6 protein-coding genes are annotated in these 12,374 nt (G+C 75.5%); 5 read left to right on the forward strand and 1 reads right to left on the reverse strand.

What is annotated here, in order from left to right; translation table 11 throughout:
- Positions 1 to 232: 232 nt before the first annotated feature.
- Positions 233 to 1,441: a nucleotide sugar dehydrogenase gene (locus tag ACZ4K2_RS14630; protein ID WP_467478190.1), complete on the reverse strand. Its 1,209-nt coding sequence runs from the start codon at positions 1,439 to 1,441 to the stop codon at positions 233 to 235.
- A 278-nt stretch (positions 1,442 to 1,719) separates the two neighbouring features.
- Here ACZ4K2_RS14630 and ACZ4K2_RS14635 point away from each other — a divergent pair, with 278 nt between their 5' ends.
- From ACZ4K2_RS14635 to ACZ4K2_RS14655, 5 genes are all read left to right on the forward strand, one after another.
- Complete coding sequence (locus ACZ4K2_RS14635) at positions 1,720 to 3,426, forward strand: glycerol-3-phosphate dehydrogenase/oxidase (RefSeq protein WP_467478187.1); 1,707 nt, start codon at positions 1,720 to 1,722, stop codon at positions 3,424 to 3,426.
- A 318-nt stretch (positions 3,427 to 3,744) separates the two neighbouring features.
- Entirely contained in the window at positions 3,745 to 5,724 is a 1,980-nt protein-coding gene (locus ACZ4K2_RS14640) for a serine/threonine-protein kinase (RefSeq protein ID WP_467478186.1), read from the forward strand.
- A gap of 163 nt (positions 5,725 to 5,887) precedes the next feature.
- A complete protein-coding gene (locus ACZ4K2_RS14645; RefSeq protein WP_467478183.1) occupies positions 5,888 to 8,470 on the forward strand; it encodes a protein kinase in 2,583 nt (860 codons plus the stop codon).
- 161 nt (positions 8,471 to 8,631) lie between these two features.
- Entirely contained in the window at positions 8,632 to 10,371 is a 1,740-nt protein-coding gene (locus tag ACZ4K2_RS14650; protein ID WP_467478181.1) for a serine/threonine-protein kinase, read from the forward strand.
- Between the two features lie 162 nt (positions 10,372 to 10,533).
- A complete protein-coding gene (locus tag ACZ4K2_RS14655) occupies positions 10,534 to 12,267 on the forward strand; it encodes a serine/threonine-protein kinase (RefSeq protein ID WP_467478178.1) in 1,734 nt (577 codons plus the stop codon).
- Positions 12,268 to 12,374 lie beyond the last annotated feature (107 nt).

Genomic DNA, 12,374 nt, shown 5'->3' on the forward strand with positions numbered 1-12,374 from the left:
GCGGGCGACCGGATCCGTCTGTGGACGGTCAAGTGCCGGAGGAGGTGGATCTTGCGGATCTTCGGATGGTGAGCGGCCGCCCCCACGCAAACTAGGGGCGGACACTCCGTGAACCATCCGGGAGCCTGCCGCAGTACCCGCTGCGGTGGGCTCCACCTGTGTCCGTAAGGTACTCGCGCGGCGGCCCCGGTGCCAGCGGTCCCGGGGGCCCGGCCCGTCCGCGCGCCCCCGCTCACAACCTGTGCGCCGCCCCCGTGGGCGTGGCCCCGCGCGTGTCCAGCAGCAGTTGCGCCTTCACCGACAGGCCTTGCAGGTCGTACGTGCGGTGCGGCTGGAGGAGGACCGTGAGGTCGGCGTCGGCCGCCGCCTCGTACAGGGAGTCCGCGCGCGGGACCGGGCGGTCCAGGACGTTCCAGGACGGCACGTACGGGTCGTGGTAGCTCACCGAGGCGCCGAACTCCATGAGCCGGACGGCGATCTCGTGGGCGGGCGTGCCCTGGAGGTCGGCGAGGTCGGGCTTGTAGGTGACACCGAGGAGCAGGATGCGGGCCCCGCGCGCGGACTTGCCGTGTTCGTTCAGGAGCGTGGCGGCCCGCTGCACGACGTACCGGGGCATCCGGCTGTTGACCTGCTGGGCAAGCTCGACCATGCGCAGGGTGCGGGTCGCGTGCCCCGTCAGGTCCTGGGCGACCCCGTGCCCGCCGACGCCCGGACCGGGACGGAACGTCTGGAAGCCGAACGGCCTGGTCTCCGCGCACCGGATGACGTCCCACAGGTCCACGCCCAGCTCGTGGCAGAGGACGGCCATCTCGTTGACGAGCGCGATGTTGACGTGCCGGAAGTTGGTCTCCAGCAACTGCACGGTCTCCGCCTCGCGCAGGCCACGCGCGCGTACCACCTTGTCGGTGAGCCGGCCGTAGAACGCCGCGGCGGACTCGGTGCAGGCGGGGGTGAGGCCGCCGATGACCTTCGGGGTGCCGGCGGGCGGGTGGTCGCGGTGGCCGGGGGCGACCCGGCTGGGGGAGTACGCCAGGTGGAAGTCGCGGCCGGCGCGCAGGCCGGAGCCCTCCTCCAGCAGCGGGCGCAGGAACTCCTCCGTCGTGCCCGGCAGCACGGGGGACTCCAGGATGACCGTGGTGTGCGGGCGGAGCCGTTCCGCCAGGGCGCGGGCCGCCGCCTCGACCTGGCCGAGGTCGAGCCCGCCGTCGGCGCCGCGCGGGGTGGGCGCGCAGATCACCGCGGTGCGGACGCGGCCGAGCTGGGCGGGGTCGGTGCCGGGCCGGAAACCGGCCGCGTGCATCCGGCGCAGTTCGGCGGGGCTGAGCGGCCCCGCCTCGGGTCCGGTGGCGAAGCCGACGGTGGAGATCCCGGCGGCGACGGCGGCCTGGGCGAGCGGTGAGCCGTAGGGGCCGAGTCCGATGACGGCGAGGTCTGCGGGCATGCGTGGGCCGTCCTTCCCAGTAGCCGAAGCGGGACAGGTGCGCAACCGCTGTGGACAGCATGAGCGAGTGCACTGTCAGACTAGGTACACATATGACCGTTCTGTGTGATTGTGTTTGTGTGTCTTGCGGGTTGTGTGGGAGTTGTCCACAGCTGGGGAGCCCGTGGTGGCCGGGGCCGGGCAACCCGGTCAGAATCTGGGCATGAGGAGGGGATGAACCGGGCTTCGTCCACCGGGCGCGGCCGACGCGAGCGAGTCTGCGACAGCGGGAGGCAGCGGTGAGGACAGCGACTCTGGGGCCGGTCCAGCGCGCCGAGGCTTTGGCGGCCATGGCGGAGGGCGAATTGGACGTGCTGGTGGTCGGCGGCGGAGTGGTCGGGGCCGGCACCGCGCTCGACGCCGTCACCCGCGGGCTGTCCACCGGACTGGTCGAGGCCCGCGACTGGGCGTCCGGCACCTCCAGCCGGTCCAGCAAGCTCATACACGGCGGCCTGCGCTACCTGGAGATGCTCGACTTCGCCCTCGTCCGCGAGGCGCTCAAGGAACGCGGCCTGCTGCTCGAACGCCTCGCCCCGCACCTGGTCAAACCGGTGCCGTTCCTGTACCCGCTGGAGCACAGGGGCTGGGAGCGGCTGTACGCCGGCTCGGGCGTCGCGCTGTACGACGCGATGTCCATGGCCCGCGGACACGGCCGGGGCCTGCCCGCGCACCGCCACCTGACCCGCCGCCAGGCCCTGCGCGTGGCCCCCTGCTTGAAGAAGGACGCCCTGGTCGGCGCCCTCCAGTACTACGACGCCCAGGTGGACGACGCCCGCTTCGTGACCACGCTGGTGCGCACGGCGGCCTCCTACGGCGCGAAGGCGGCCAACCGCGCGCGCGTGACCGGGTTCCTGCGCGAGGGCGAGCGTGTCGTCGGGGCCCGGGTGCGGGACGTGGAGGGCGGCGGGGAGTACGAGATCCGCGCCAAGCAGGTCGTCAACGCCACCGGCGTGTGGACCGACGACACGCAGGCGATGGTCGGCGAGCGCGGCCGGTTCCACGTCCGCGCCTCCAAGGGCATCCACCTGGTCGTGCCCAAGGACCGCATCCACTCCACCACCGGCTTGATCCTGCGCACCGAGAAGTCCGTCCTGTTCGTCATCCCCTGGGGCCGGCACTGGATCATCGGCACCACCGACACCGACTGGGACCTGGACAAGGCGCACCCGGCCGCGTCCAGCGCCGACATCGACTACCTGCTGGAACACGTCAACTCGGTGCTGTCCGTGCCGCTCGCCCGCGACGACGTCCAGGGCGTGTACGCCGGCCTGCGCCCGCTGCTGGCCGGCGAGTCCGACGCCACCAGCAAGCTGTCCCGCGAGCACACGGTCGCCCACCCGGCGCCCGGACTGGTGGTCGTGGCGGGCGGCAAGTACACCACGTACCGGGTGATGGCCGAGGACGCCGTCGACGAGGCCGTGCACGGCCTGGACGCGCGCGTCGCCGACTGCGTGACGGAGGAGACCCCGCTGCTGGGCGCGGAGGGCTACCAGGCGCTGTGGAACGCGCGGGCGCGGATCGCCGCGCGCACCGGACTGCACGTGGTCCGTGTGGAGCACCTGCTGAACCGGTACGGCTCGCTGGCCCAGGAGGTCCTGGACCTCGTCACCGCCGACCCCGCGCTCGGCGCGCCGCTGCACGCCGCCGACGACTACCTGCGCGCCGAGGTGGTGTACGCCGCCTCGCACGAGGGCGCCCGGCACCTGGACGACGTCCTCACCCGCCGCACCCGCATCTCCATCGAGACCTTCGACCGGGGCACCCGCAGCGCCCGGGAGGCGGCCGAGCTGATGGCCCCGGTCCTCGGCTGGGACGAGGGGCGGATCGAGCGGGAGGTGGAGCACTACGAGAAGCGGGTGGAGGCCGAGCGCGAGTCCCAGCTCCAGCCGGACGACCAGACGGCCGACGCGGCCCGGCTGGGCGCCCCGGACATCGTCCCGCTGTAGCACCCGGGTCCGGCGCTCCGGGCCCGCCGCTCCCGCGTCCCGGGACGCCCGGCCCCGGGACCCGGTCCGGACCGCACCCGGAAGGGCGCTCCCCGTCCCCGGTGTCCCGGGCCGCCGGTGGGGACAGGACCGCTCGAAGCGCCGGAATGGCGGTTCCTCCCCCCTTACGCCCCGTCATCCCGACAAACGGAACACCGCCTTCAGGCGACGCCGCGGGGCGGCGGGGGCGGGTACCCGGCAGGGCCCCCCTGGGCGCCGGGCACTTGCCGGGTGAGAGACAATGGAGGCTCTGTCAGGGCGGGTTGTATGAGGGGACGCATGTCGGAGGCGGAGCGGGCGGGGACATCTCGTCAGGAGACTCGTCAGGACAAGAACGAGCGGCGTCTCCTCGCGGGCCGGTACCGGCTGGGAGACGTACTGGGCCGGGGCGGCATGGGCACGGTCTGGCGCGCCGAGGACGAGACCCTCGGCCGGACGGTCGCGGTCAAGGAGCTGCGGTTCCCGTCGAACATCGACGAGGAGGAGAAGCGGCGCCTGATCACGCGCACCCTGCGCGAGGCCAAGGCGATCGCCCGGATCCGCAACAACAGCGCGGTGACGGTCTTCGACGTCGTCGACGAGGACGACCGGCCCTGGATCGTCATGGAGCTGGTCGAGGGCAAGTCCCTGGCCGAGGTCATCCGCGAGGACGGCCTGCTGGGGCCGAGGCGCGCCGCCGAGGTGGGCCTGGCGGTCCTCGACGTGCTGCGCTCCGCGCACCGGGAGGGCATCCTGCACCGGGACGTGAAGCCGTCCAACGTGCTCATCTCCGAGGACGGCCGGGTCGTCCTCACCGACTTCGGCATCGCGCAGGTCGAGGGCGACCCGTCCATCACCTCCACCGGCATGCTCGTCGGCGCCCCGTCCTACATCTCCCCGGAGCGGGCCCGCGGCCACAAGCCGGGCCCGGCGGCCGACCTCTGGTCGCTCGGCGGCCTGCTGTACGCCGCGGTCGAGGGCACGCCGCCCTACGACAAGGGCTCGGCGATCGCCACGCTCACCGCGGTGATGACCGAGCCCCTGGACGAGCCCAGGCACGCGGGACCGCTGCGGGACGTCATCTACGGCCTGCTGACCAAGGACCCGGCCAAGCGGCTCGACGACGCCGGGGCCCGCGCCCTGCTCGCCGCCGTCGTCAACGCGCCCGACGTGCGGCCGCTGGACGCCACGCAGGTGGTGCCGCTGCCGGCGCAGCCCGGCGCCCCGGCGGGCCGCCGGGGCGAGCGGCCCGGCGAGAAGCCGCGCGGCGCGCTGCGCCCGGCGCGCAAGGCGACCGGGCCGGCGGCCCCGGGCGCGGCGGCGCGCGGCGGCGGGAGCGACCCGGCCGGACGCGGCCCCGGCACGGCTGCCGCGGCGGGCGCCGGGCGGCCGGGAGGACCGGTGCCCGGTGCCGTCGGCGCGCCGAACTCCGGTGCGGGCCGGACGAACTCGGGCTGGCCCGTGGTGCCGCCGCCGGACCTGGACCTGCCGCCCCGGCAGGCGCCCAGGGCGCCGCTGACCGACGTGGTGCCCAGGCGCACGCTCGTGGTCATCGCCGTGCTGGTCGTGCTCGCGGTGATCGGGACCGTACTGGCCCTCACCCTGAACGGTGACGGCGAGGACGGCGCCGGCGGGGCCAAGGGCGCGGTCACCGCCACCACGACCGCCGAGCGGAACACCAGGACGGACGGCGGCGCGGACAACGGCCCCCGTACGGACGACGCCGTCCCGCCGTCCCCCGGCCCCGGGTCGGCGTCGGCGTCGGCGTCGGACACCGCACCGGACACCGGCGCGAGCCGGTCCGCCGACCGCTCCGCCGACGCCGGCGCGAAGGGCGGCGGGAGCGCGCCCGCCGTGAAGACGCACAAGAGCGGCCAGGGCTACTCGATCGGGCTGCCCGCGGGGTGGTCGTTCCGGACCGCCGCGGACGCCGGCGACCGCTACACCGGCCCCGACGGGCAGAAGCTGCTCGTCGCCTGGACCGGCACGCCCAAGGACGACCCGGTGGCGGACTGGCGCAACCAGGAGCGGTACATGGTGCGCGAGCAGTACCACCGGATCCGCATCGAGAAGGTGGGCTACCGCGGCTGGAACACCGCCGACTGGGAGTTCACCTACACCGAGGACGGCACCGCCTACCGGACGATCGACCGGGGCTTCGTGGTCGGCGGCCACCTCGGCTACGCGCTGATGTACACCGCGAAGGCCGCCGACTGGCACGGCGGCCCGCGCAAGGACACCTGGAAGACGTTGACCAAGTCCTTCACGCCGAAGTCGTAGGCGCCGCGCACCGGTTTGGTGCGTGAGAATCCGTCATCCGCTTCTTGCGGGTTGCCTGCGGCACGTATCGTGAAGGATCGCGGACCGTACGCAGCCGCATGCGTGTGCGAGACGGACCGCGAGGCGAACGGATGCGACCAACCGGGCGGCCGGGGGAGGCAAAGTGGACGACTACGCGGGTCGGGTGCTCGCCGACCGCTACCGCCTGCCGCTGCCGCCGTCCGAGGAGTACGAACTCACCGAGACCCGCGCCTTCGACACCTACAGCGGTCAGGAAGTGCTGATCCGCCAGGTGCCGTTGCCGGAGGTCGTCGAGGCCGAGGTGCTCGACGCCGAGGGACTGCCCGAGGGCTTCACCGCGCGTGAGCGCACCACCCGCCGGGCGCCGGAGGCCAGGGGCGCCACCCGGCAGCCCGCCGATCCGGCGGTGCGGCGCGCCGTCGAGGCCGCCCAGGCGGCGGCCCGCATACCCGACCACCCGCGCCTGGACCAGGTCTTCGACGTCTTCGCCGAGGGCGGGTCCCTGTGGATCGTCAGCGAGATGGTGGCGGCGCGCCCGCTGGCCGCCCTGCTCACCGGGAAGCCGCTGTCGCCGTACCGGGCGGCCGAGGTCGCCGCCGACGTGCTCATGGCGCTCCGGGTGCTGCACGCCCACGGCTGGGTGCACCGCAACATCACCGTCCGCACCGTCCTGGTCTGCGACGACGGCCGTGTGATGCTGACCGGTCTGGCGGCCGGCGCGGCGGAGGAGGCGCTGTGCGGGTACGACCCGGTGCCGGCTCCCGAGGGGGCGCCCGGCACCGGTCCGGCCGCACCCGGTGACGGCGGCCCCCCGCACCATGCTCCCGGCTCCGCACCCGGCACCCCCGACGGGCCCGGCGTCCGTGCGGGCGGCGCCCCGGCGGCGGCCGCCGGGACCGACCCCGAGGCCGCGCGGCGGGCCGCCATCCAGGCGCGGTCGGCGGGCGGACCGGCCCCGGGCGGCGGCGCCGCGCCGGGCGTGCCGCAGCCGGCCCTGGAGCCCGGTGCCGACATCCGGGCCGCCCGGGCGGGGGCCATCGCCGCGTACCGGGCGGGTGCCCGCGCCGCCGCCCGGGTGCACGAGGCCCAGGGCGACACGCGCCCCGCGCTGCCCGGTGCCCGCCCGCCCGCCGAGAGCGGGACCGGCACCCCCGGCACCGACGCCGCGGTACGGCCGCCGTACCCCGCGGAGCCGGGCGGCGCGGTGCCGCCCGGCCGGACCGTCGACCCCTACGGGGTGGGCGGCGCCCCCTGGCACGGCGCCGCACCGCGCCCCGGACCCGGCGGCACCGCCCCGGCCCCGGGCGCCGGCGCCGGACGTCCCGGACAGGTGCCGGTCCAGGGGTACGGCCGCGGCCCGGCAGGCGCCGGGAACCGGCCGGACCCCGCCCCCGCCCGTGCCGGACTCGCCCCCGCCCCGGTCCCCGCGCAGCCGGCCGACCGCTGGGACGAGCCGGGACCCGGGTCCCGGGGACCCGGCACCGCCCTCGCCGCCGAGCGGGCGCGGCAGGTGCGGATGACCGTGGTGGGCCCGGTGACCGAGCGGTGGGCACCGGAACAGGCCGGCTCCGTGCACGAGAACTGGCAGCTCGCCGCGCCGATCGGCCCCGCCACCGACCTGTGGGCACTCGGTGCGCTGCTCTTCCGGGCCGTGCAGGGCCATGCCCCCTACCCGGAGGACTCGACGGCCGAGCTGGTGCAGCTGGTGTGCGCCGAGCCGCCCGCCTTCGCCGAGGAGTGCGGCCCGCTGCGCCCGGTCGTGGAGTCGCTGCTGCGCCAGGACCCGCTGGACCGGCCGGACGTCGAGGAGCTGAGCGGCTGGCTGCGTTCCCTGGTGCGGTCCGCGCCCGAGCCGGACGCCGGCGTCCACGTCGTCCCGGTGCCGCCCGCCGACCCGGCCCGGCTGCCGATCGTCCGGCGCCGCGGCGAGCTGGTGCGCCGCCGCCGCGCCCGGCTGCCCGCCGCCCATCCGGCCGGCCGGCACAAGCGGGCCCGGGAGCGGGCGGAGGCCCGCTCGCCCCGCAGCCTCGGCCGGAGCCTGCTCCTGCTGGTCCTCGCCCTGCTGGCCGGCGCGATCGCGTACGCGATGCTCTTCATGCCGAAGCAGGACGGCGGCGACACCGCGGGCGCGGACCGCACCGGCAACGCCGGGCAGCCGAGTCCCGTGCCCTCGCACACCCGGCAGCCGTCGTCCGGGCAGAGCGCACCGGAGGGCGACGCCTCCGCGTCCACGCCCGCGACCGAGACGCAGACCGGCGGGGACCCGGCCGTCCCCGACGGGTTCACCCTGCGCAAGGACCCGGTCGGCTTCCAGGTCGCCGTCGCCGACGGCTGGCAGCACACCCCGAAGAACGGCAGCGGCCAAGTCGTCTACGCACACGGCAACTTCGAGATGATCGTCGTACCGGGCCGGGACGGCGCGTCCGCGTTCGGCGGCGACCCGATGGTCTACCAGCGGGACAAGGAGCGCGAACTGCAGCCGTACCGCGACTCCAGCTGGGCCACGGCGACCGGGCTGCGGACCACCGAGGTGGGCGGACGGACCATGGCCGAGGGGCAGTTCACCTGGACCGACGGACAGGGCAGGGACCTGTTCGTACGGAACATGGCGTTGCTGCTGAACGGCCGCTACCACATCGTCCAGGTGCGGGGGCCGGAGGCCGAGCGGGACGAGGTGACGCGGCTGTACGAGCAGGCCACCGCGACCTATCGCTACACCGGTTGAGCACGTGTATCCATGTGCGGGGCACGGCGGTCCGGTTCCCCCTCTCGCGCGGAAATGACCATCGTCACAGTGCGCTCTACTTCGCACCCCGCTGGTTCCCCGCGTGCGGGCCGGTCCCTAGTCTGGCCCTGTCAAAAGCATTGCGGGGCAACGTGAATCAGATGCAGGGCCTGCTCGTAGCAGGCCGCTACCGGCTCGCCGACTCCATCGGCAGCGGCGGCATGGGCCGGGTGTGGCGCGCCCACGACGAGGTGCTCCACCGGCAGGTCGCCATCAAGGAGTTGACCGCCGCGCTCTACGTGTCCGACAGCGACCAGGCCGTGCTGCTCGCCCGCACCCGTGCCGAGGCGCGGGCCGCCGCGCGCATCAACCACTCGGCCGTGGTCACCATCCACGACGTCCTCGAACACGACGGCCGCCCGTGGATCGTGATGGAGCTGGTGGAGGGCAACTCCCTGGCCGACGCGGTCAAGGAGCGCGGCCGGATCGAGCCCCAGGAGGCCGCGCGGATCGGCCTGTGGGTGCTGCGCGCGCTGTGCGCCGCGCACTCCGCCGGTGTGCTGCACCGGGACGTCAAGCCCGGCAACGTGCTGCTCGGCACGGACCGCCGGGTGCTGCTCACCGACTTCGGCATCGCCCAGATCGAGGGCGACACCACCATCACCCGCACCGGGGAGGTCGTCGGCTCCGTCGACTACCTGGCACCGGAGCGGGTGCGCGGCCACGACCCGGGCCCGTCCTCCGACCTGTGGGCCCTCGGCGCCACGCTGTACACGGCGGTGGAGGGGCGCTCCCCGTTCCGGCGCACCTCGCCGCTGAGCACCATGCAGGCGATCGTCGAGGAGGACGTGGCGGATCCGCGCCACGCCGGTCCGCTCGGACCGGTCATCGCCGCCCTGCTGGACAAGGACCCGGCCCGGCGGCCGGCCCCGGAAGAGGCCGAGCGGATGCTCGCCGACGTGGCGGAGGGCAGTCGGCCGGGCACCACGCGGGTGTTCGTGCCGGCCCGGATGCCCGATGCGCCCCCGGGCGGGCCGGGCGACCCGGGCCACGGCTCCGCCGGCCACCCGGCCGCCGGTCCCTTCCACGGAAGCCCGTCCGCCGGTCGCGTGCCCGGGACCCCCGGCGCCGGTCCCTTCCCCGGGGCGCCGGGCGGCGCGGGCCGGCCCGCGACCGGCCCGACGTCCGTGACACCCGTGTCCCCCGTGTTCCCGCCCCCGGCCGGTACGGCACCGGCCCGGCCGCGGCGCCGGCTGCGCACGTTCGCGCTCGTCGTCGTCACCGCCGCCGTGCTCGGCGCCGGCGCGGCGGCGGCCTTCCAGCTCTGGGGCGACATGGAGCGGACCGACGGGCGGGGCGGGACCGTCACCCCGGTCGTCACGTCGCCCTCCGCCAGCGCCGGCGGCAGTGCCGAACCGGGCCAGGACGGGACGATCCCCTCCTCCTGGCGGCGCTACGATGACGAGTGGGGTTTCAGCGTCTACCTGCCGGAGGGCTGGTCGCGCGAGGTGGTCGGCGTCTCCGGCGACCTCAGGCAGGTCGACTACACGCCCGACGGCGGCGAGCACTTCGTCCGCATCGCCATCGACACCTCACCGGACTTCAAGGACGCCAGGTCGCACCAGCTCGACCTGGACGACCAGATCAGCCGCCGGCTGGTCGACTACCGGCGGGTGCGGCTGGAGAACAACCTCTACCGCGACATCGACGGCTCCGTCTGGGAGTACACCTGGACCGCACAGCCCAAGGACACCCCCTTCCCGGGGCCGCGGCGCGCCGTCGAGGAGATGTACATCTCCCGGGACGGCGTCGAGTACGTCATCTACATGTCCTCGCCCGCGGCCGACTGGGCGACGACGAGCGCGCAGTTCAAGTCGGTGCTCCAGGGCTGGCAGCAGTAGCGCCGGCACCGCGCGCCGGTCCCGTGCGCCCGCGCGGGCGGATGGCACCGGCGCACCCGGGGACCCCGGCCGCGGCCGGAAGCCGCCGGTGGGCGGGCCGGATGTGCCCGGGCGGCGCCCGGTTTCCGGGGAGGCGGACGCCCGCTGCGGCATGATGGGCGCATGGGGACCGAGGGAGCCGGCTTCCGGCTGATCGCGGGCCGTTACCGCCTGGAGGAACGCGTCGGGCGCGGCGGCATGGGCGTCGTGTGGCGGGCCAGCGACCAGGTACTGGGCCGTCAGGTGGCGGTCAAGGAACTCCTGCCGGACGACTCGCTCCCGGACGACGACATGCGGCGCCGCCGCGACCGTACGTTCCGGGAGGCCCGCGCGGTCTGCCAGCTTCGGCACCCGCACATCATCGTCGTGCACGACGTGATCGAACAGGACGAGCGGCCGTACCTGGTCATGGAGTTGGTCGACGGCGGCTCGCTCGCCGACCGGATCTCCCGGCACGGGCCCGTCGACGCCGGCGAGGCCGCGCGGATCGGCATCGCCCTGCTGAGCGCGCTGCACACCGCGCACGAGGCGGGCGTCCTGCACCGGGACATCAAGCCCGCGAACGTCCTGCTGGAGGACGGCACCGACCGGGTCGTCCTCACCGACTTCGGCATCGCCCAGGTCGAGGGCGCCACCACGCTCACCGAGACCGGCTCCTTCGTCGGCTCGCCCGAGTACACCGCGCCGGAGCGGATGTCCGGGCTGCGCACCGGCCCGGAGTCCGACCTGTGGTCCCTGGGCGCGCTGCTGTGCACGGCGCTGAGCGGCGAGTCGCCGTTCCGGCGCGACTCGCTCGGCGGCATCCTGCACGCCGTCGTCAGCGACGACATCCGCCCGCCGGCGCAGGCCGACCCGCTGCTCCCCGTCGTCCGCGGCCTGCTGGAGCGCGATCCCGACCGGCGGCTGGGCGCGGTGGACGCCGAGCGGATGCTGCGGACGTACCTGGAGACCGGCCGGACCCCGCCCGCGCCCGCCGGACCGGGCGCGGCGGGACCGCACGGCACCGGACTCATCCACCTGCTCGGGGGAGGCCGTACGCCGAAGACCCCGGAGCCGTACCCGCCGGCCCTGCCGGACCTGCCGCACGGCGGGCCGCTCCCCGTCGCGACACAACTGCTCGCGACCCGGTCGTCCCCGCGGGGGTTACTGGTGGCGGCGCTGCTCGTCGCCGCGCTGGCCGGGGCGGGCGTGTCCGCCGCGGCGCTGCTGCTGCACGGGCGCGGGGACGGCGGTGGGGGAGCCCCGGGCGGCACGGCGACGAGCCCGGCGCCCGGGACGCGCACCGGCCCCACGGGCACGCCGTCACCCGCACCGTCCACGACCCCTCCCGGCACGCCGTCGCCGTCCACGTCGACTTCCGGCACGTCCGTCCCCCGGCCCTCCCTCCCGCCCGGCCCCGGTGTCCGCACCGCGCCCTCCGGCTACCGCACCGCGCGGGACCCGGCCGGCTTCTCCCTCGCCGTACCCGAGGACTTCACCCGCAGCCCGCAGGACGAGCGCGTCTTCTACCTCTCGCCGGGACAGACCTTCCGCCTGGGCGTCAGGGTCTTCGAGACGCAGCCGGACGGCCCGCGGGGCGTGCTGGACCGGGCCGCCGCCGACGGCCCCGCCAGCAACCCCGGTTACCACGACGGCCGCGTCACCCCGGCCACGCGCGCCGGGCACCGCGCCGCGCTCTGGGAGTTCACCTGGAACGGCTTCAGCCCGGCGGAGGGACCCCGGCACACCTACGACCTGTGCTGGGAGGAGGACGGCCGGCTGTACGACGTCTGGGTGTCGGCGCCGGTCGGCAAGGTCCGGGAGGCGCGGGAGTACTTCGACGTGGCGGTCGACACGTTCTCGGTCACGCGCCGGTGACCGGTTCACCCGCCCCGCCGCCGTGGACAGGGGAGCGGGAGCGCGGGCGGAGGGCGCCGTACCGCCCGGGCGCCCGCTTCGACAACGGCGCGGTGCGCACGGTACTC

This window comes from Streptomyces sp. NPDC025833 (assembly GCF_055558055.1).

Bases quoted from the DNA above. Each gene is read 5' to 3' on its own strand.
- ACZ4K2_RS14630 (WP_467478190.1), bottom strand. From the start codon at position 1,441: ATGCCCGCAGACCTCGCCGTCATCGGACTCGGCCCCTACGGCTCACCG.
- ACZ4K2_RS14640 (WP_467478186.1), top strand. From the start codon at position 3,745: ATGTCGGAGGCGGAGCGGGCGGGGACATCTCGTCAGGAGACTCGTCAG.
- ACZ4K2_RS14650 (WP_467478181.1), top strand. From the start codon at position 8,632: ATGCAGGGCCTGCTCGTAGCAGGCCGCTACCGGCTCGCCGACTCCATC.
- ACZ4K2_RS14655 (WP_467478178.1), top strand. From the start codon at position 10,534: ATGGGGACCGAGGGAGCCGGCTTCCGGCTGATCGCGGGCCGTTACCGC.